This window comes from Chelativorans intermedius, assembly GCF_025398255.1.
Classification (GTDB): Bacteria; Pseudomonadota; Alphaproteobacteria; order Rhizobiales; family Rhizobiaceae; genus Chelativorans; species Chelativorans intermedius.
The window spans coordinates 1-20,024 of sequence record NZ_JAODNW010000019.1; the positions used below are offsets into that span (position 1 = coordinate 1).

The following is a 20,024-nucleotide window of genomic DNA, read 5'->3' on the forward strand; positions in this document are numbered from 1 at the left end:
TCTTTCGCATTCGTCTGCTCCTTCAAAGTTGGCGCAGACTCTACATCACGGTGAGGGATTTTGCGGGGGGCAGGTCACCGGCAGAAGCAGATCGGCGGAGGAATGCCGCGCCGGGTCGAAGCGGTCGGCGGCCTGAAGGTCGTCATACATGTTGTGAAGCGGAACACCTTCCGGCAGAAGCCCGCTTGAGCGCAGAAGGGCTTCGGCATGACGCAATCGTGGGTTGTATCGGGCGGTCAGTATGGAGGGCGAGATGCCAAGCTCTCGGGAAAACAAAACGGCGCGCAGCAGCGATGCGTTTTCAACGCCCGATCGCTGCCGCCCCATGTCTATGTTGAGAAAGCTGAAGCGGCACTGCTCGATGGGAATGGGGCGTCGCTTGTCGAGGTTCATCGCAGCCCTCGTTCTCATAGCGGGTTGACGAGCCCGACTTCGATATCGAGCTGTGCGTTGCGAAGACTGTTGGAGGCCGGGGGGCGCAGCCCAACATAGTCACGGTAGATCTGACGGGGCTGCCACCTGGTCGTCGGCAGCATCCAGTCGCATGGGTCGTGATCCATCCCGCCGCCCCAGACGACGGGCGTTGCCCGGTCGTTGGACACGGCCCTTATGTCGAGCCGCCAGTTGGCTGTCGGCGTCTCAAGGCAAATCCAGAAACTTTCGACCCAGAGCATCGCCCGGCCAGTCAGCTTCCTTGTGCTGCAGCGCAGGCCGAGAAGAACGAGCGGACCGAGGCGGATCGGATTGTCGAGGCGCGCGTCAGCGGGAACCTCCCGCGCAATCCATTCGTTCCGCACCCCGATTGTGGCCAGCGCGGATGCAATTGCGTCGTCGGATACGAAGGGCTCTCTCGAAACCGCAGATTCCGGTTGGCGGGGCGGGCTGCAGCATTCGCGGATGGTGAGCGTCGCGGAGCCGTCGTCTTCGAGCTCGACTGCGCTTCCGAGTTCGGAGCACAAGGCCGCAAAATTCTCGCTGATCTTTGCTGCTTCAGCCTGCGGGAGTTCATGGGTGTGGCCGAACCTTGCGCGCGCAGGCGCAAACTGGACACGATAAACGCCTTCACTGTCGACGTGAAGTCTGAAGACTCCGGTGTCGTATTCGCCTTGTATCGAGTCAAACAGGAGGTTGCCCGCATCATAGATGATGGGCTTTCCCTTATAGATCTCTGTCCCCTGCAATATATGTGCAGAAGAGCCCAATACGGCGTCTGCGCCAAGGTCGATGATCGTATGGCCGAGCGCTATTTCAGCCTCAGTGGGCCTTGCCGCGAAATTCTTCCCCCAATGCAGGGCAATCAAGACCAGATCGGCATTTCCGCGGGCTTCCAAGATCCGTTTTTCAAGAGTCCGTCGCCATAGATCCGGCTTCTGGATATCGAGATAGGCGATACCGGCCGCATTCTCGGTTGCGGCGAAACGATGCTGAGTCGTATCAAAGGAGAAAAATGCGATCCGGTACGGTCCGGCTTGCGCGTAGCACGGTTCAAAGGCCTCATGAATGTTGTTGCCGGCGCCGGCGTGCTTGATTGCGAATGTATCCAGCCACTTGCCTTGCTCGATCAAAGCCTCTCGCCCATAGTCGCCGGAGTGGTTGTTTGCCACGGCTACCACATCGATCCCGGCAGCGCGGAGTATGTGCAGCATCTCCGGGCGCGCACGATAGTAGAACGGGCCAGACTCGCCCTTGTCGATGCCGAATTGGCCACAGGTTGAAACCACGCATTCAAGATTGACGATTCTCAAGTCGGCCGTTCGCATCGCGGGAAGGTCGAGGACGTTGTGAACCCCGATCTCCTCGGTTCTGTAGTGCTGCCGGCGTCCGAGGTTGACATCGCCTCCCCAGCAAATGATGGCGCTCTCGGGCTTGCCGGAGGCAGGCTGGGATGATCCGCGTGCCGGCTGTTGCACGTCCGCGCCGCTCTTTGTGTTCTCGAACTCGGTCATCATCTCGTCAAATACAGTTATCTCTGGTATTCGTATGATTTGGTATGTCGTGTTAAATATATGATTTTATGAGTAGAAATTCTGTATATTCGCACCATTTGCGCCGTGCCCTGCAGTTTGCACGTCGGGCGTATAAACAATACGTCGTCTGCGTTTACTTTTCCAGTCGTTTGCAGCAGGCGGCCTGCGTCTGCCTTCGATGATGGATGCGCCGTCTATAACGGTGTGGTGCTGCTGGCGCCGTTGCGGGCTCCTGTTCCGTCGGCCGCCGCAGCCGGTCTCAACGCAGCATCAGCACCTGGCAGCGCGCGCCGGCTTCGCTCGCCGGTGCACCGGCCTCACGCACGATGAGGGCGTTGGCGGCGGCCAGCGTGCTGAGCATGGAGGAGTCCTGAATCTGAAAGGGTGTGGCGACCAGACCGCGCGGCCCCGCCGTCACCGTGGCGCGCACATAGTCGCGCCGCCCGCCTGTGGCTTCCATCGGCGCGGCAAGCTCTGCCTGGCGCAGATCGGGCGTGAAGAGGCGGCTGCAAAGTCGCGCAATCGCCGGCCGCAGGAAGAGATGCGCGCAGACAAGCGCGGAGACCGGATTGCCGGGAAGGCCGAGCACGCGCGCCGCCTCCAGACGGCCATACATCATCGGCTTTCCGGGGCGCATGGCGATCTTCCAGAAGGAAAGCCGAGCACCTTCGCTATCAAGGGCCTGGTGCACCAGATCGTGGTCGCCGACTGAGGCGCCGCCGAGCGTCACGACAATGTCGCTGCCTGCGGCGAGCGCCTGGCGCAGCGCCGCAGCGATGGCCTGCCGCTCATCGGGAACGATGCCCAGGTCAAGCACGCGGGCGCCATCCAGGCTGGCAAGAGCCGCGATGCCGCAGCTGTTGGATGCGACAATCTGGTCCGGGCCCGGCTCGCCTCCCGGCGGCACCAGTTCGTCACCCGTTGCGATGATGGCCACCAACGGGCGGCGCACCACCGGCAGCACCGCATGGCCGGCCGCCGCGGCGAGGGAAAGGGCTGCCGGGTCCAGAACGCGGCCCTGTTCGAGAACCGTTTCGCCGGCGCGGAAGTCGAGCCCGGCGCGGCGGATGTGCCGCCCGGCGGCCACGCCTGCGGTGGCCGTGATGCGCCCGTCCTCCAGCCTCTCGGTGTTCTCCTGGATGAGAATCGTGTCTGCCCCCGCGGGCACCGGCGCGCCGGTGAAGATGCGCACCGCCTCGCCGGAGCCGACTTTCCCGGCAAAGCGCCGCCCGGCCGCCGATTCGCCGATGACCGCCAGCACCGCCGGCGCCTGCGCGACATCAGCGGCGCGCACCGCATAGCCGTCCATGGCGGAGGCATCGAAGGGTGGCTGCGTACGCCGGGCGGTCAACGGAGCGGCCAGCACGCGCCCGGCCGCCTCGGCCAGCGGCACCGTCTCGTGGTCGAGGGGCGCAAGTCCCTCCAGAACCCGTTCCAGCGCCTCGTCAACGGGAATGAGGGTCATCGGCCGCCGGACTCCTCTGCCCGCCAGTCACCGGATTTGCCGCCGCTCTTTTCGAGAAGGCGCACCGCCCCGATCACCATGCCTCTGTCGAGCGCCTTGGCCATGTCATAGATCGTCAGGCAGGCCACGGAAACGGCTGTGAGCGCCTCCATCTCCACACCCGTCTTGCCTGTCACCCGCGCCATCGCTTCCACGCGCAGGCCGGGCAGCCTCTCGTCGGGCACGATGTCGACGTTCACGCGGGTGAGCGGCAGGGGATGACAAAGGGGAATGAGGTCGTGCGTCTTCTTGGCCGCCATGATGCCGGCGAGCCGGGCGACGGCGATCACGTCGCCCTTCTTGGCATTGCCCGCCAGGATGGCCCGCAGCGTTTCCGGCGCCATGGTGACGGTGCCGGCGGCGACCGCCGTGCGCGCCGTCTCGGGTTTGTCTCCCACATCCACCATCTGCGCCCGCCCATCGGCGGCGAGATGGGTCAGCCTGTCTTTCGCCGCGTCGCCCGCCATCTCAGCTTGCCGCCCGTGCGGCGGTCTCCCGGCCCAGCAGCGCGCGTGTGGCCGCCTCCACGTCGTCCTCGCGCATCAGGCTCTCGCCGACCAGAAAACTGCGGATGCCGACCCGGGCGAGCCTGTGGCAGTCCTCGTGGGTGAATATTCCGCTCTCGCCGATCACGATCCGCCCTTCGGGCACCAGCGGCGCCAGCCGTTCACTGGTGGCAAGCGTCGTCTCAAAGGTGCGCAGGTTGCGATTGTTGATGCCAATGAGCGGGGAGGAAAGCTTCAGCGCCCGTTCCAGTTCCGCCTCGTCGTGCACTTCGATCAGCGTATCCATTCCGAGCGCGCCGGCCGTCTCCTCCAGCGCGCGCGCCTCCGCGTCGCTGACGCTTGCCATGATGATGAGGATGGCATCGGCGCCCCAGGAGCGGGCCTCGTAGACCTGATAGGGCTCGAACATGAAGTCCTTGCGCAGCACGGGCAGCGCCGTGGCCTGTCGCGCCTCTCTCAGGAAGGCTGGCGCGCCCTGAAAGGAGGGAGCGTCGGTGAGCACCGAAAGGCAGGCAGCCCCCGCCCGCTCATAGGCTTCTGCCAGGCGGGGCGGGTCGAAATCGGCGCGGATAAGCCCCTTGGAAGGGCTGGCCTTCTTGATCTCGGCGATGAGCGCGAAGCCGCCTGCCGCGTGCCGGGCACGCAAGGCGGCGGCGAAGCCGCGCACCGGGGGCGCCCGGCGTGCCTGCTGCGCAAGTGCCGCCTCGGGCAGGGCGGCCTTGGCGTCGGCGATCTCCCGGCGCTTGTAGGCTTCGATCTTGCGCAGAATGTCGGCCATGGCCGCTCCCTAGGACGGATTTTTACGGTTGGATACTTCGATCAGCTTTTCGAGCGCGGCCAGCGCGCGGCCCTCGTCCAGGGCTGCGGCGGCCTGCGCCACGCCCGCGCGCAGCGTGTCGGCCTTGCCGGCCACCACCAGCGCACCGCCGGCGTTCAGAAGGGCGATGTCGCGATAGGCGTTCTTCTCACCTTCCAGAACGGCGCGCAGCGCCCTGGCATTGTGCACGCCGTCGCCACCCTTGAGCGCGGCCATCTCGGCGCGGGCCAGCCCGACCTCCTCGGGCGTGACCTCGAAGATGCGCACCTCGCCATCCTCCAGCGCAGCCACGCGGGTGGTGCCGGCCGTCGTCATCTCGTCGAGCCCGTCGCCATGCACCACCCAGGCGCGCTCCGCGCCGAGCTGCCTGAGCACATGGGCGAGCGGCTCGACCCATTCGGGCGAAAAGACCCCGACGAGCTGGCGGCGGACGCGTGCCGGGTTCGACAGCGGCCCCAGCAGGTTGAAGATGGTGCGCGTGCCGAGCTCCACGCGGGTGGGGCCCACATGGCGCATGGCCGCATGGTGGGAGGGCGCGAACATGAAGCCGACACCCGCCTGCGCGATACACGCGGCAATGCGGTCGGGCCCGATCTCGATGTCGACACCCAGCGCGGCCAGACTGTCGGCCGCGCCCGAGCGCGAGGAGAGCGCCCTGTTGCCATGCTTGGCCACAGGCACCCCGCAACCCGCGACGATGAAGGCGGCGCAGGTGGACACGTTGTAGGTGCCGGAGGCATCTCCGCCGGTACCCACGATGTCGATGGCATCTTCCGGGGCTTCCACCGGCAGCATCTTGGCGCGCATGGTATCGACGGCGCCACTGATCTCGTCCACCGTCTCGCCGCGCACTCTGAGCGCCATCAGGAAGCCGCCGATCTGGCTCGGCGTGGCCTCTCCCGACATGATGATGTCGAAGGCCTCGCGCGCTTCGGCAAAGGAAAGTGCTGCTCCGCTGGCCGCCTTGGCGATGTAGGGCCTCAGATCCGCCATAGCCTGCCTCAGAAGCTCAGCGCCTGCTGGAGGGCGGTCTGGTTGACCGTCACCTCGTGCTCGCTCTGCAGGCGGGCGATGAGCTGGTCCAGCAGGTCGTTGGATATGCCCTGCGCCAACGCTGTGGCCACCTCCTGGGGAACCGCATCGGCCGATGCCGATGCCGGCTCGAAGACCTCGGTCACCTTGAAGAGAAACTTGCCCTGTCCTGCCGGGTTGTCGAAAACGCCTGTGCCGTTCTTGGGCACGCCGAAGACGGCGGCCACGCCCGCGCGGCCGAGATCGGCATCGTCCGCCTGGCGTTTCAGCCCGCGCTTGACCACCTTTTCCTGGCCGACTTCGGCGGCGATGTCGTCAAGCGTTCTTCCCTCCGCCAATGCGCGCTCCAGTTCGCGTGCGCGCTCGGCGAGACGCGCCTCGGCTTCGGCCTCGCGCCAGTCCTCCATTGCCCGCTCGCGCACCTCATCGAGGGTCCGCTCGCGCGCCGGCGTGATCTCCGCCACCTCGTAGAAGAGGTAGCCGTTGCCGGGCAGGCTGATGGGGGGATTTTCCAGCCCCTTGTCGGTCTCGAAGGCTTCCCTCAGAAGCTCGCGCGACTGCGGCAGGTCGTCGATCACCGAGCCGTCCGGACGGCGGCCGGTGCGGTCGACCGCCTCGACCGTGCGCATGGTAAGCCTCAGTTTCTCGGCGGCTTCCTGCATGGTCTGGCCGGCGGCGCGCGCATCCTCATAGGCATCGTAGGTGTCGTGCACCAGCGCGCTTGCCTCGTCGAGCGCCAGTTCTCGGCGGATCTCCTCGCTCACCTGTTCGAGCGGAGTCACCTTTTCCGGCTCGACCTTGGTGACGCGCAGGAGCACGGGGCCGAAGGTGCCATCCACCACGTCGCTTACCGCCCCTTCACGCAGGGCGAAGGCGGCTTCGGCGATCGCCTCGTCGGCCACTTCTTCTCGCGTAAAGGTGCCAAGCAGGATGTCCTCTTCGGTGCGATCCTGCATCTGGGCCACGTCGAGGAAGGTTGCGCCGGTGCGCAGGCTTTCGCGCGCTGCGGCGGCATCCTCGCGGCTGGCGAAGTTGATCTGCTCGATGGTGCGGCGCTCCGGCGTGGTGTAGCGTTCCAGATTCCGTTCGTAATAGGTGCGCACCTGCTCGTCGGAGATCACGGAGGGGTCGGCGATGTCCTCGGCCTCCAGCTTCACATACTGGATCGTGCGATATTCGGGGGCGGCATAGTCCTGCTTGTGCTCCTCGAACCAGCGCTCCAGTTCCACCGCAGCGGGAGCTTCGACCGGCTCGACCAGGGAGCGGGGCAGGGGCACGTATTCCACGGTCCTGTCCTCTCCGCGATAGAGCGCCACATTGTGCAGAAGCGTATCGGGGGCGGCAATTCCGCTCACCACGACATCGACGATCTGCTGGCGTTTGGCGGCCTGCTCGCGGTTTTTCAGATAGTCCTCGGGGCGCATGCCCACCTGGCTCAACACGAAGTCGAACTGGCGCCGGTCGAAGCGCCCGTCAGCCCCCCTGAAGGCAGGGTCGGAGGCCGCCAGCTCGGCGAGCTTGTCCTGGGAGATGCCCAGGTCCATGGTGCGCGCCGTTTCGTCCAGCACGGCGCCGGCGGCGAGCTGGGCGAGAACCTGGTTGTCGACGCCCAGCGCCACAGCCTGTTCACGGGTCAGCCGCGTGCCTAGGCGCTGGGAAAGCTCCGCAACCTGGCGATCATAGGCGAGCCGGAAGTCGAGGGGCGAGACGCTGGTCTGCCCGGCCGTCAGCACTGCGCCGCCCGGGCCGCTCAGGATCTGACCCGAGATACCCCAAACGGCAAAACTGAGGACCAGAAGGCCGATCAGAAGCTTCGCAATCCATGTGGAGGCCGCTTTTCTCAGGCTGTCGAGCATGACGATCCGCTAAAAGTTCCCGTTGTCTGTGGTCATTGTTGGCAATAACGCCGTTGAGGGCCAGTGTCGATTGCTTTGTCATGCCTTTTTGGTAGTGAAGGCGTCTTGAGCGCAGTCGAGAAGCAACCGGAGGCCCCATGACACCCGCGATCCGTCCCCTCATTGCCGGGAATTGGAAGATGCACGGCACATCCGCGTCTCTTGGCGAGTTGAAGGCCATCGCCGAGGGCTTCGCCGGTGCCGCCGGGCAGGGGGCGGATGGGCTGGTCTGCGTGCCGGCGACGCTTCTGTCGCGGGCGGTGGAGGCGGTGCGCGGAACACCGCTCGCCATCGGCGCGCAGGATTGCCACGCCGCCGAAAGCGGTGCGCATACGGGCGACATCGCCGCCGGGATGATCGCAGACTGCGGCGCCACCCACGTCATCGTCGGCCATTCGGAGCGGCGCACCGATCATGGCGAGAGCGATGCCGAGGTGGCGGCCAAGGCCGCGGCGGCCTGGCGCGCCGGACTTGTGGCCATGATCTGCCTGGGCGAAACTAGGGCCGAGCGCGAGGCAGGCGAGACGCTTGCCGTCCTGTCGCGGCAGCTTGCGGGCTCCGTGCCGGAGGGGGCGACGGCGGCCAACACGGTCATCGCCTACGAACCAGTGTGGGCCATCGGCACGGGGCTCACGCCGACGGTCGAGGATGTGGAAGAGGCACACGCACACCTTCGCACCGAGCTGGAAACCCGGTTCGGCGCGGAAGGCGGGCGGATGCGCCTCCTCTATGGCGGCTCGGTCAAGCCGGCCAATGCGCACGAGCTTCTGTCGGTCGCCAATGTCGACGGTGCGCTTGTCGGGGGCGCCAGCCTCAAGGCCGTCGACTTTCTGGGCATCGCCTCCGCCGTGCGCTCCTCTTAGGGCAGCGCTCCGTCTTTGCCTTGCAATGGTGCGCAGCCGTCCTATCTCCCTTGGGCACGGGGCTTGGAAAAGCGGACAAAGGGGTGTAATGAGCCGCGCGTCTAAGCTCACAGGCCCGCTTTGCTCCAGGCGCCGGAAGGAATCATGCAAACGATAGTCATCGTCATCCACCTGCTCGTCGTGATCGCGCTTGTCGGCGCGGTGCTCCTGCAGCGTTCCGAAGGCGGGGGGCTCGGCATTGGCGGCGGCTCCGGCTTCATGACGGCGCGCGGAGCGGCCAATGCGCTGACGCGCACGACGGCCATTCTCGCCGCTGCCTTTTTCGCGACCTCGCTCACCCTGTCGCTGCTTGCCCGCTATCAGAGCCAGCCGACCGACATCTTCGAGCGGCTTCCGCAGACGGAGCAGCAAGAGGGCGAGGGCGGCGGCGCCGGCATTCTCGATGCGCTCGGCGGCGGCGAGGGCACGGCCGTGCCTTCCGGGGATGCAGAAGCGCCGGCGGCGCCGGCCCCTTCCGAGCCACAGGTGCCCACGGGTCAGTGACGGGTTCTGCCGCAAGCCCTTGCAAGGCGGAGACAGGATCGGCATAGACGGCGGGCACGCCGATGGTCGGGCGTTGCCTTCAGCAAAAATCAAGTGGGCGCGGGCATTTTGCTCTGGCGGAATCGCGCGCGTCCGGTTAAGCGATGAGTCCCATGGCGCGATATGTTTTCATAACCGGCGGCGTGGTTTCCTCCCTTGGCAAAGGCATTGCATCGGCGGCCCTTGGCGCGCTGCTGCAGGCACGCGGCTATCGCGTGCGCCTGAGGAAGCTCGATCCGTACCTCAATGTCGATCCCGGCACCATGTCGCCGTATCAGCACGGCGAGGTGTTCGTCACCGACGACGGCGCGGAGACCGATCTCGATCTCGGCCATTATGAGCGCTTCACCGGCCGCTCGGCCAGCAAGCAGGACAACATCACCACCGGCCGGATCTACCAGAACATCATCGAGAAGGAACGGCGCGGCGACTATCTTGGCGCCACGGTTCAGGTCATCCCGCATGTGACGGACGAGATCAAGCAGTTCATCCTCGAGGGCAACGAGGACGTCGATTTCGTCCTGTGCGAGATCGGTGGCACGGTGGGCGACATCGAGGCCATGCCGTTTCTGGAGGCGATCCGCCAGCTCGGCAACGAGCTGCCGCGCGGCAGCGCCGTCTATGTGCATCTGACGCTCATGCCCTGGATTCCGGCCGCTGGAGAGCTCAAGACCAAGCCCACCCAGCATTCCGTGAAGGAACTGCGTTCCATCGGCATTGCCCCCGACATCCTGCTGGTGCGCGCCGACCGCGAAATCCCCAGGGAGGAGCGGCGCAAGCTTTCGCTCTTCTGCAACGTTCGCGAGTCCGCCGTCATTCAGGCGCTCGACGTGGCCCATATCTACGACGTACCGATGGCCTATCACCGCGAGGGGCTGGATTCGGAAGTGCTCGCCGCCTTCGGCATCGACCCGGCGCCCAAGCCGCGTCTGGAGCGCTGGCAGGAAGTTTCCCACCGCATCCACAATCCCGAGGGCGAGGTGACCATTGCGGTGGTGGGCAAGTATACCGGCCTCAAGGATGCCTATAAGTCTCTCAACGAGGCGCTGGCCCATGGCGGCATCGCTAACCGCGTGCGAGTCCGCCTGGAATGGATCGAATCGGAAATCTTCGAGAAGGAGGATCCGGCGCCGTGGCTGGAAAAGGTGCACGGCATCCTGGTGCCTGGCGGCTTCGGCGAGCGTGGTGCGGAAGGCAAGATCCTTGCCGCCAAGTTCGCGCGTGAGCGCAAGGTGCCCTATTTCGGCATCTGCTTCGGCATGCAGATGGCTTGCATCGAGGCCGCCCGTTCGCTCGCCGGCATCGAGAATGCCTCCTCCACGGAGTTCGGCCACACCGAGGAGCCCGTGGTCGGGCTGATGACCGAGTGGCTGAAGGGCAACATGCTGGAGAAACGCACGGCCACCGGCGATCTCGGCGGCACGATGCGCCTCGGCGCCTATGAGGCGCGGCTTCAGCCGGGTTCAAAGATTGCCGCCATCTATGGCCGCGAGGAGATTTCCGAGCGACACCGTCACCGCTACGAGGTGAACATCGGCTACCGCGAGCGGTTGGAGAAGTGCGGGCTGATCTTTGCCGGCCTGTCCCCGGATGGCGTGCTGCCGGAGACCGTGGAATATGCCGATCATCCCTGGTTCATCGGCGTGCAGTACCACCCCGAGCTCAAGAGCCGCCCCTTCGAGCCGCACCCGCTCTTCGCGTCCTTCATCGCCGCTGCGGTGGAGCAGTCGCGGCTGGTGTAGCGCCGCCGCGTCCCGTCGCGGTATCGCGGCGGCTTGTCGTTTCTGCGCCGGACAATCGGGAGGTTCGTGAATGATGGTCGATCATTGCGTTCTGCCAACGGCCACCCTCGGCGCGGCAAGGGAAAGGCTGGAGGCATTGGGCTTCACCGTGGCGCCGGATGCCCGACATCCTTTCGGCACCGCCAATTGCTGCGTCTTCTTCGAGGATGGTTCCTATCTCGAACCGCTGGCCGTGGCGGATCGCGCTGCCGCACAGGCGGCTGCCGATGCGGACAACACCTTTGTCCTGCGCGACCGGTTGTTCCGGCTGCACAGCGGGGAGGAGGGATTTTCCGCGCTCGTTCTGCGCACGCAAGACGCGGCAGCCGACCAAGCGCGCTTCGTCGAACAGGGAATTTCGGCTGGCCCACCGCTGTCCTTCTCCCGGCCGATGGTCGATCGCGATGGCGTTCGCGGAGAAGCTTCCTTCCGCCTGGCCTTCGCGGCGCCGGACTCGCCCGCATGCTTCTTCTTCACCTGCGAGCGGGTGGCGATGCCGGCAACGGGCGCCCGCCTGTCGCAAGGCCATGACAACGGTGCTCTGGGCATCGCCAAGGTGCTGGCCGTGGCAGGGGAGAGGCAGGACGATGCGGCGTTCCTCGCGCGCCTTTTCGCAGGCGCGGGCGATGTGCAGGACTGGGCGCTCGGCGATGCCGTCTTCAGCCTGCTTGCGCCCCGTGAGGCCCGCCGCCTCTACGGCATCGAGACCGGTGGCGAGAAGAGGCTGAGGCTTGCCGGCATCGTCTTCCGGGTGCGGGAAACCGCGGTGCTGCTGCAGCGGCTTGCCGTTGCGAAGATCGCGCATACGGTGCATGAAGGCAGCATCGTGGTGCCGCCCGCGCCGGGGCAGGGCGCCCATTTCATCTTCGAGGAGCCTGCAGCATGAAGCCCAATCCGCGCGTCGAGATCGGCAGCGCCGTCTTCGCCAACGACGCCCCGCTTGCCCTGATCGCCGGTCCCTGCCAGCTCGAATCCCGCGACCATGCCTTCGAGATGGCCGGCCGGCTGAAGGAAATGGCCGAAAGGCTTGGAATGGGTTTCGTCTACAAGACGAGCTTCGACAAGGCCAACCGCACCTCGCTTTCCGGCAAGCGCGGTGCCGGGCTCGATGCTGCACTTCCCATCTTTGCCGATCTGCGCCGGCAGCTCGGCGTGCCGGTGCTTACCGATGTGCATACGCAGGAGCAGTGCGGCGCGGTCGCAGAGGTCGTGGACGTGTTGCAGATCCCCGCCTTCCTGTGCCGCCAGACGGACCTTCTCATCGCCGCGGCGAGAACGGGAAGGCCGGTAAATGTGAAGAAGGGCCAGTTCCTTGCTCCCTGGGACATGAGGAACGTGATCGCCAAGATCACGGGCTCCGGCAATGGCAATGTGCTGGTGACCGAGCGCGGCACGTCCTTCGGCTACAACACGCTGGTCAACGACATGCGCGGCCTGCCCATCATGGCGGAGATGGGCGCGCCGGTCATCTTCGATGCCACCCACTCGGTGCAGCAGCCGGGCGGACAGGGCAGTGCCACCGGTGGCGAGCGTCGTTTCGTGGAGACGCTGGCGCGCGCAGCGGTGGCGGTCGGGGTTGCCGGCGTCTTCATCGAAACGCACGAGGACCCGGACAACGCCCCCTCGGACGGGCCCAACATGGTGCGGCTTTCCGACATGCCGGCCCTTCTCGAACGGCTGATGGCCTTCGACCGGGTGGCAAAGGGGAGATGAGCCCAGGGGCGTTTGCCCGGTGTGCCTCCTGGCCTGCATTTCGCCCCTCTCGGGCCGCCCGCTGCATTGTCTTTTTCGCCGCGTGCGCTAAGAGGAGCCACAAGCTCTCCAACACCAATCCGAGCCAGAGGAACAAGTCATGACTGCCATTGTCGACATCGTCGGACGTGAAATCCTTGACAGCCGCGGCAATCCCACCGTCGAGGTCGATGTCGTGCTGGAGGACGGCTCCACGGGCCGGGCGGCGGTGCCTTCCGGCGCTTCCACCGGCGCTCATGAAGCGGTGGAGCTGCGCGATGGCGGCCCCCGTTTCCTCGGCAAGGGCGTGGCCCGCGCCGTCGAGGCGGTCAATGGCGAGATCTTCGAAGCCATCGGCGGCATGGAAGCGGAGGACCAGATCCATATCGACCGCACTCTGATCGAGCTCGACGGCACACCCAACAAGAGCCGGCTGGGCGCCAATGCCATTCTCGGCGTTTCTCTGGCTGTCGCCAAGGCGGCCGCGGCGGCCTCCGGTCTGCCGCTCTACCGCTATGTCGGCGGCGCAGCGGCGCATGTGTTGCCCGTGCCGATGATGAACATTGTCAATGGCGGCGCACATGCCGACAACCCCATCGACTTTCAGGAGTTCATGATCATGCCCGTCGGCGCCGAGACGCTGAAGGATGCAGTGCGCTGGGGTTCGGAAATTTTCCATACGCTCAAGGCCGGCTTGAAGGCGACCGGCCACAACACCAATGTGGGCGATGAGGGCGGCTTTGCGCCGGGCTTGAAGAGTGCGACTGAAGCACTTGATTTTATTATGAAGTCTGTCGAAAAGGCGGGTTACAAACCCGGCGAGGACGTCGCGATCGCGCTCGACTGCGCAGCCACCGAATTCTTCAAGGACGGCAAATATGTCTATGAAGGAGAAGGCAGGACGCGCGGGGCTGAGGAGCAGGCAAGGTATCTTGCCGAGCTTGCCGGCAACTATCCCATCGTCTCCATCGAGGACGGCATGGCTGAGGACGACTTCGAGGGCTGGAAGGTTCTCACCGACCTTGTTGGCGACAAGGTGCAGCTTGTCGGCGACGACCTGTTCGTGACCAACTCGCAGCGGCTTTCCGACGGCATCAAGATGGGAATCGCCAATTCGATCCTCGTCAAGGTCAACCAGATCGGAACGCTCACGGAAACGCTCGACGCGGTGGAGACGGCGCACAAGGCCGCCTATACGGCGGTCATGTCGCACCGCTCCGGCGAGACGGAGGATTCCACCATCGCCGACCTGGCCGTGGCCACCAATTGCGGGCAGATCAAGACCGGCTCGCTGGCCCGGTCCGACCGGCTTGCCAAGTACAACCAGCTCATCCGCATCGAGGAGGCGCTCGGCAAGCAGGCGCGTTATGCGGGGCGCGCGGTGGTCAAGGCCGGGTAGGCTCTTTCGCGCTTCCGGCAGGCCGCCGCGGGTGCGGCCTGCCGTCTTCAGGCGCAGATGATGCCGGCGCCGCGATTGCCGGCTTCGGCTAACGCTCCATTAAGCAAGATATGGCCACATGCGGGCTGCAAGGAAGTGTGCCGCATGTGGACCCGCCATCACAAACGCCGCAACACCGGTCGGCTGATCGTCCCAGCGATCGCCACGCTGGTGCTCGCCTATTTCGGCTTTCACGCCTATCATGGCGACTATGGCCTGATCGCCAAGGAAAGGCTGGAGGCGCGCATCGCCACGCTTGAAGGCGAGCTCGAGGCTCTGCGCGAGGCCCGCAGGAAGCTGGAGCGGCGGGTGAGCCTGCTCAACGACGGTTCTCTGGAAAGGGACATGCTGGACGAGCAGGCGCGGCGGTCCCTGAATCTGGCGCGGAAGAACGAAATCGTCATATTCCGAACCGGCGGCAGCTTGAATTAACCGTTTTCAGGTTAATTTCTAATAATACTAACAATCACAACAAGTTAAGCGGCATAGCAGCCATGCATAAAAGCGCGTGGTGAAAGCCTCGAAGGCGTGATAGCGTCCGCGGCCGGTTGGGCTTGCTGGAGGGAGGCTTGCTTTGCGTGGACTAAAGGCGCGTCCTGCGGCAGTATGGGTTCACAACAAGCCAGATCACTTGTCCGCCAAGAGACATTTCTAGGGAGCGACAGATGGCGACAGCCGCCAGAAAAACTGCATCGAAATCCGCGTCGAAATCGCCGGCGCCGAAAACCCGCGGCAGGCGCGGCTCCTCGGCCGTGGCGACGGGAACCCCCGTCGTCAAGACGCCCCGGCCGGAAGAGTTCACCAAGGAACAGGAGCTTGCGGCCTACCGCGAGATGCTCCTCATCCGCCGCTTCGAGGAGAAGGCCGGCCAGCTCTACGGCATGGGGCTGATCGGCGGCTTCTGCCACCTCTATATCGGGCAGGAGGCCGTGGTGGTCGGAATGCAGATGGCGCTCAAGGAGGGCGACCAGGTGATCACCGGCTACCGTGACCATGGCCACATGCTGGCCACGGGCATGGAGGCGCGCGGCGTTATGGCGGAGCTGACCGGCCGCAGAAACGGCTACTCAAAGGGCAAGGGCGGCTCCATGCACATGTTCTCGAAGGAGAAGCACTTCTATGGCGGCCACGGCATCGTCGGCGCGCAGGTGCCGCTCGGCACCGGCCTTGCCTTTGCCAATCGCTACCGTGGCAACGATCATGTCTCGCTGACCTATTTCGGCGATGGCGCGGCCAACCAGGGCCAGGTCTACGAGAGCTTCAACATGGCCGCGCTCTGGAAGCTGCCCGTCGTCTACATCATCGAGAACAACCGTTACGCCATGGGCACCGCCGTCACGCGCTCTTCCGCGGAGACGAACCTTTCGCACCGCGGGCTCTCCTTCAAGATTCCGGGCATCCAGGTCGATGGAATGGACGTGCGCGCCGTGAAGGCTGCCGGCGACATGGCGGTCGAGTGGTGCCGGTCCGGCAAGGGACCAATCATCCTGGAGATGCAGACCTACCGCTATCGCGGCCACTCCATGTCGGACCCCGCGAAATACCGCTCCAAGGACGAAGTGCAGAAGATGCGCTCCGAGCGTGATCCCATCGAGCAGGTCAAGCAGCGGCTCATCGAGAAGAAGTGGGCGAGCGAGGAGGACCTCAAGGCTGTCGACAGGGAGGTGCGTGACATCGTCGCCGATGCGGCGGATTTCGCGCAGAACGACCCCGAGCCGGATCCTTCCGAGCTCTACACCGACATCCTGCTCTAAGAAGGGAGGCGCTTTCATGCCCACGGAGATTCTCATGCCCGCGCTCTCTCCGACCATGGAAGAGGGCAATCTCGCCAAATGGCTGAAGAAGGAGGGCGATCAGGTTGCCCCCGGCGATGTGATCGCCGAGATCGAGACCGACAAGGCCACCATGGAGGTGGAGGCCGTCGACGAAGGCCGGATCGGCAAGATCCTGATCGGCGAGGGGACGGAAGGCGTGAAGGTCAATACGCCGATAGCCATTCTCCTTGCCGACGGCGAGAGCGAGGAAGACCTGGCCAAGGCTGCCGACGGTTCGTCCTCCGGCAAGGCCAACGGAAGCGCCCAGACCGAGGAGAAGCAGGAGGCGAAGGCCCCGGCCGACGGCGAGGGCGAGGTCAAGGCTCCGGCTGCGCCCAAGCCTGCTGCCGAGGCCCTGCCGGCCGACCCCGACATTCCCGAAGGCACGGAGATGGTTCCCACCACGGTTCGCGAGGCGCTGCGCGATGCCATGGCCGAGGAGATGCGCCGAGACCCGGACGTCTTCATCATGGGCGAGGAGGTGGCCGAGTATGAAGGCGCCTACAAGGTCACCCAGGGGCTTCTGAAGGAATTCGGCGACAAGCGCGTCATCGACACGCCGATCACCGAGCACGGCTTTGCGGGCGTGGGCATCGGTGCCGCCTTTGCAGGGCTCAAGCCCATCGTCGAATTCATGACCTTCAACTTCGCCATGCAGGCGATGGACCAGATCGTCAATTCCGCAGCCAAGACGCTTTACATGGCCGGCGGTCAGATGGGGGCTCCCATCGTCTTTCGCGGCCCCAACGGGGCGGCGGCGCGGGTGGCCGCTCAGCACAGCCAGGATTATGCCGCCTGGTATGGCCATATCCCGGGCCTTAAGGTCGTCATGCCCTACACGGCGGCTGATGCCAAGGGACTGTTGAAGGCGGCGATCCGCGATCCCAACCCGGTGGTCTTCCTGGAGAACGAGATCCTCTACGGCCAGACCTTCGACGTGCCGAAGCTCGACGATTTCGTGCTGCCCATCGGCAAGGCGCGCATTCACAAGAAGGGCAGCGATGTCACCATCGTTTCCTTCGGCATCGGCATGACCTATGCCGTCAAGGCCGAGGAGCAGCTGCGCGAAATGGGCATCGACGCGGAGATCATCGACTTGCGCACCATCCGGCCGATGGATCTCGATACGGTGATCGAATCGGTGAAGAAGACGAACCGCCTGGTAACTGTCGAAGAGGGCTTTCCGCAGTCCTCCGTGGGCGATCACATCGCCTCCCAGGTCATGCAGCGCGCCTTCGACCATCTGGACGCGCCGGTGATCACCATAACGGGCAAGGACGTGCCCATGCCCTATGCCGCCAATCTGGAAAAGCTCGCTCTGCCCAGCGTGGCCGAGGTGGTCGAGGCGGTGAAGGCCGTCACATATCGGGACTGAGGAGAGGGAAGGTTCATGCCGATTCAAGTCACCATGCCGGCCCTTTCGCCCACCATGGAGGAGGGCAACCTCGCCAAGTGGCTGGTCAAGGAGGGCGACAGCGTTTCGCCGGGCGACGTGATCGCCGAGATCGAGACCGACAAGGCCACCATGGAAGTGGAAGCCGTCGATGAGGGGACCGTCGCCAGGATCGTCGTGCCGGAGGGCACCGAAGGAGTGAAGGTCAACGCGCTCATCGCGGTGCTGGCCGGCGAGGGCGAGGACCCCGAGGAAGCCGCCAAGGCCGCCGATGGCTCGTCCGCCGGCGGGGCGGGCAAGACCGCGCCGCAAGCGCCGGCGCAGGAAAAGCCCGTAAGAGCAGAGGCGAAAACGGACGAGAATGCCGGCGCCGAGCCGGCTGCGCGAAAGGCCGATGGCGGTGCCGGCCGGGCGGAAGCGGCTGCTGCCGCGCCCAAGGCGCAGGACGGCAAGCGCATCTTCGCCTCGCCGCTGGCTCGCCGGCTTGCCAGGGAGGCAGGCATCGACCTTGCCGCCGTCTCCGGCTCCGGCCCGCACGGGCGGGTGGTTAAGGCGGATGTCGAGGCGGCCGCCGCCGCGGGAACCACCAGTGCCCCGGCGCCCCAGGCTGTAGCCGAAGCGCCCAAGCCGATGGCCGACGATCAGGTGCTCAAGCTCTTCGAGGAAGGGTCCTACGAGCTCGTGCCGCACGACAACATGCGCAAGACGATCGCCCGTCGCCTGGTCGAGGCCAAGCGCACCATCCCGCATTTCTACCTCACCGTGGACTGCCACATCGACGCGCTTCTGGCGCTCAGAAAGCAGCTCAACGATGCCGCACCCAAGGCAAAGGCAGAGGACGGCGAGAAGCCGGCCTACAAGCTGTCGGTCAACGACTTCGTCATCAAGGCGATGGCCATGGCGCTGAAGGCCGTTCCGGAGGCCAATGTCTCCTGGACCGAAAGCGCCATGGTGAAGCACAAGCATGCGGATGTCGGCGTGGCCGTGGCCATTCCCGGTGGCCTGATTACGCCCGTTGTACGCCGTGCCGAGGAGAAGACGCTGTCGGCCATCTCCAACGAGATGAAGGATCTGGCGGCGCGGGCGCGCAACCGCAAGCTCAAGCCCGAGGAATATCAGGGCGGCACGACGGCCGTTTCCAATCTTGGCATGTTCGGCATCAAGGATTTCTCCGCAGTCATCAACCCGCCGCATGCCACAATCCTCGCCGTGGGCGCGGGCGAGCAGCGGGCGGTGGTGAAGGATGGCGAGATCAAGCCGGCCACCGTCATGTCCGTCACGCTGTCCACGGATCATCGCGCCGTGGACGGCGCGTTGGGTGCCGAGCTGCTCTCGGCCTTCAGGGAGCTTGTGGAGAACCCGCTTGGGATGCTGGTCTAGAACGTCCCTGGCAACGGGGAGGGCGGGCCGCCGGTCCGCGCCTTGCAACGCGGACGCGGCCTGCCGTGTCAGCCCGCAAAGGGGGGGCGCATGAAGACGATCCTCTGTTATGGCGACTCGCTTACCTGGGGCTACGACGCCGAGGGCCCCTCGCGCCATCCCTACGATGAGCGTTGGCCCTCCGTTCTGGAGGCGCGTCTCGGCGGCGCGGTGCGGGTCATCGCCGAAGGGCTCAACGGCCGCACCACGGCCTATGACGACTGGCTTTCCGGGGCGGACCGCAACGGCGCGCGCCTTCTGCCCACGCTGCTTTCCACCCATGCCCCGCTCGATCTCGTCATCTTCATGCTGGGCACCAATGATATGAAGCCCTTCATCTGCGGGCGTGCGATCGGTGCCAGGCAGGGCCTGGAGAGGCTGATCGGCATCGTGCGCGGCCATGATTATCCGCTGGATGCCGCCGCACCGGCAATTCTGCTCGTCGCGCCGCCCGTGCCGTGCGAGACGGGGGACGAGGACTTTGCGGCCATGTTCGAGGGTGCGGTCACGGAGGCGCGCAAGCTGGCGCCTCTCTACGCGCAGCTTGCCCGGGATACCGGCTGCACCTTTTTCGACGCGGGCACCGTCGCCCGCACCACGCCGCTCGACGGCGTTCATCTCGACGCGGAGAACACGCGCGCCGTGGGGGCGGCGCTGGAGCCGGTGGTTCGCCGCATACTCGGCCTTTGATCCAAGGAGGGAACGACAATGGCCAATTCCATCGAGCACGCGCAGTTGCGGTCATCCTGGGGGTGGCTTGCTGTTCTCGGCGCCATCTCTCTGGCCGGCGGGATTCTGGCGCTTGCCAATCCTTTCGCAGCCACCATGACCGCGGCACTGCTCGCGGCCTGGACGTTCATCCTTTACGGCGTGCTGCAGATCGTGCAGGCGTTTCGCGTGCGCGGGCGATGGCCCGTTTTCCTCGGGTCCCTGCTGCTCGGCGTGCTTGCACTTGCCATCGGCATTTCGCTGATCGCCAGGCCGATGGCGGGCATCATCTCGCTGACCATCCTTGTGGCCATCATCTTCATCGTGCTGGGGGTGGTGAAGCTGATGTATGCCTATGCGCTGCGCCCGATCTCCGGCTGGGTCTGGGTGTTCGTCTCGGGTCTCCTGTCGCTGGTGCTGGGCGGCATGATCCTGGCAGACATGCCGTGGTCGGCCGCCTCGATCCTGGGCATTCTGCTGGCCGTGGAGCTGCTGTCGAACGGGGCCTTCCTGCTGGCCGTGGCCTTCGGCCTGCGGGCCGCCAGCCGGCACTGACGCCATTGCCTGCCGCGCT

The 20,024-nt window shown here is 65.4% G+C and carries 19 protein-coding genes; 12 read left to right on the plus strand and 7 right to left on the minus strand.

Features of this window, described 5'->3' with window-relative positions; genetic code table 11:
• Nucleotides 1-45: 45 nt before the first annotated feature.
• From NYR58_RS13910 to NYR58_RS13940, 7 genes are all read right to left on the minus strand, one after another.
• Complete coding sequence (locus NYR58_RS13910; RefSeq protein ID WP_261521506.1) at nucleotides 46-393, minus strand: hypothetical protein; 348 nt, start codon at nucleotides 391-393, stop codon at nucleotides 46-48.
• Between the two features lie 14 nt (nucleotides 394-407).
• On the minus strand, nucleotides 408-1,946 hold the full coding sequence (locus tag NYR58_RS13915; protein WP_261521507.1) for a CapA family protein: 1,539 nt from the start codon (nucleotides 1,944-1,946) through the stop codon (nucleotides 408-410).
• A 280-nt stretch (nucleotides 1,947-2,226) separates the two neighbouring features.
• On the minus strand, nucleotides 2,227-3,432 hold the full coding sequence (locus NYR58_RS13920; RefSeq protein WP_261521508.1) for a molybdopterin molybdotransferase MoeA: 1,206 nt from the start codon (nucleotides 3,430-3,432) through the stop codon (nucleotides 2,227-2,229).
• Nucleotides 3,429-3,938: a cyclic pyranopterin monophosphate synthase MoaC gene (gene moaC / locus NYR58_RS13925; protein ID WP_261521509.1), complete on the minus strand. Its 510-nt coding sequence runs from the start codon at nucleotides 3,936-3,938 to the stop codon at nucleotides 3,429-3,431. The genes NYR58_RS13920 and moaC overlap by 4 nt, the downstream gene beginning before the upstream one ends.
• Nucleotide 3,939: 1 nt before the next feature.
• Nucleotides 3,940-4,755: an indole-3-glycerol phosphate synthase TrpC gene (gene trpC / locus NYR58_RS13930; RefSeq protein WP_261521511.1), complete on the minus strand. Its 816-nt coding sequence runs from the start codon at nucleotides 4,753-4,755 to the stop codon at nucleotides 3,940-3,942.
• Between the two features lie 9 nt (nucleotides 4,756-4,764).
• A complete protein-coding gene (trpD, locus tag NYR58_RS13935) occupies nucleotides 4,765-5,787 on the minus strand; it encodes an anthranilate phosphoribosyltransferase (protein WP_261521513.1) in 1,023 nt (340 codons plus the stop codon).
• Nucleotides 5,788-5,795: 8 nt separating this feature from the next.
• Nucleotides 5,796-7,682, minus strand: coding sequence for a peptidyl-prolyl cis-trans isomerase (locus tag NYR58_RS13940; protein WP_261521514.1), 1,887 nt, complete (start codon nucleotides 7,680-7,682; stop codon nucleotides 5,796-5,798).
• A gap of 137 nt (nucleotides 7,683-7,819) precedes the next feature.
• Between NYR58_RS13940 and tpiA the strand changes: the two genes are divergently transcribed.
• The 12 genes from tpiA to NYR58_RS14000 all read left to right on the plus strand — a co-directional run bounded on the left by tpiA (nucleotide 7,820) and on the right by NYR58_RS14000 (nucleotide 20,005).
• Nucleotides 7,820-8,584 carry a triose-phosphate isomerase gene (gene tpiA / locus NYR58_RS13945; RefSeq protein ID WP_261521515.1) on the plus strand — a complete coding sequence of 255 codons (765 nt, stop codon included), beginning with the start codon at nucleotides 7,820-7,822 and terminating at the stop codon, nucleotides 8,582-8,584.
• A gap of 144 nt (nucleotides 8,585-8,728) precedes the next feature.
• On the plus strand, nucleotides 8,729-9,127 hold the full coding sequence (gene secG, locus NYR58_RS13950) for a preprotein translocase subunit SecG (protein ID WP_261521516.1): 399 nt from the start codon (nucleotides 8,729-8,731) through the stop codon (nucleotides 9,125-9,127).
• A gap of 152 nt (nucleotides 9,128-9,279) precedes the next feature.
• Nucleotides 9,280-10,908 (plus strand): CTP synthase, encoded by a 1,629-nt coding sequence (locus NYR58_RS13955; protein ID WP_261521517.1) that lies wholly within the window; start codon nucleotides 9,280-9,282, stop codon nucleotides 10,906-10,908.
• Between the two features lie 70 nt (nucleotides 10,909-10,978).
• Nucleotides 10,979-11,833 carry a VOC family protein gene (locus tag NYR58_RS13960; protein ID WP_261521519.1) on the plus strand — a complete coding sequence of 285 codons (855 nt, stop codon included), beginning with the start codon at nucleotides 10,979-10,981 and terminating at the stop codon, nucleotides 11,831-11,833.
• On the plus strand, nucleotides 11,830-12,660 hold the full coding sequence (gene kdsA, locus NYR58_RS13965) for a 3-deoxy-8-phosphooctulonate synthase (RefSeq protein ID WP_261521521.1): 831 nt from the start codon (nucleotides 11,830-11,832) through the stop codon (nucleotides 12,658-12,660). The genes NYR58_RS13960 and kdsA overlap by 4 nt, the downstream gene beginning before the upstream one ends.
• 139 nt (nucleotides 12,661-12,799) lie before the next feature.
• The gene (gene eno, locus NYR58_RS13970; protein WP_261521523.1) at nucleotides 12,800-14,077 is read left to right on the plus strand and encodes a phosphopyruvate hydratase; all 1,278 of its coding nucleotides are present in this window, start codon (nucleotides 12,800-12,802) and stop codon (nucleotides 14,075-14,077) included.
• A gap of 144 nt (nucleotides 14,078-14,221) precedes the next feature.
• The gene (locus NYR58_RS13975; RefSeq protein WP_261521525.1) at nucleotides 14,222-14,548 is read left to right on the plus strand and encodes an FtsB family cell division protein; all 327 of its coding nucleotides are present in this window, start codon (nucleotides 14,222-14,224) and stop codon (nucleotides 14,546-14,548) included.
• Nucleotides 14,549-14,781: 233 nt separating this feature from the next.
• Nucleotides 14,782-15,870 (plus strand): pyruvate dehydrogenase (acetyl-transferring) E1 component subunit alpha, encoded by a 1,089-nt coding sequence (pdhA, locus tag NYR58_RS13980; protein WP_261521528.1) that lies wholly within the window; start codon nucleotides 14,782-14,784, stop codon nucleotides 15,868-15,870.
• A 16-nt stretch (nucleotides 15,871-15,886) separates the two neighbouring features.
• Nucleotides 15,887-17,305, plus strand: a complete 1,419-nt coding sequence (locus tag NYR58_RS13985; RefSeq protein ID WP_261521532.1) for a pyruvate dehydrogenase complex E1 component subunit beta — start codon at nucleotides 15,887-15,889, stop codon at nucleotides 17,303-17,305.
• A gap of 15 nt (nucleotides 17,306-17,320) precedes the next feature.
• Nucleotides 17,321-18,703, plus strand: coding sequence for a pyruvate dehydrogenase complex dihydrolipoamide acetyltransferase (locus NYR58_RS13990; protein WP_261521533.1), 1,383 nt, complete (start codon nucleotides 17,321-17,323; stop codon nucleotides 18,701-18,703).
• 90 nt (nucleotides 18,704-18,793) lie between these two features.
• Nucleotides 18,794-19,432 (plus strand): SGNH/GDSL hydrolase family protein, encoded by a 639-nt coding sequence (locus NYR58_RS13995; protein WP_261521537.1) that lies wholly within the window; start codon nucleotides 18,794-18,796, stop codon nucleotides 19,430-19,432.
• 18 nt (nucleotides 19,433-19,450) lie between these two features.
• Nucleotides 19,451-20,005 carry an HdeD family acid-resistance protein gene (locus NYR58_RS14000; RefSeq protein ID WP_261521539.1) on the plus strand — a complete coding sequence of 185 codons (555 nt, stop codon included), beginning with the start codon at nucleotides 19,451-19,453 and terminating at the stop codon, nucleotides 20,003-20,005.
• Nucleotides 20,006-20,024: the final 19 nt, after the last annotated feature.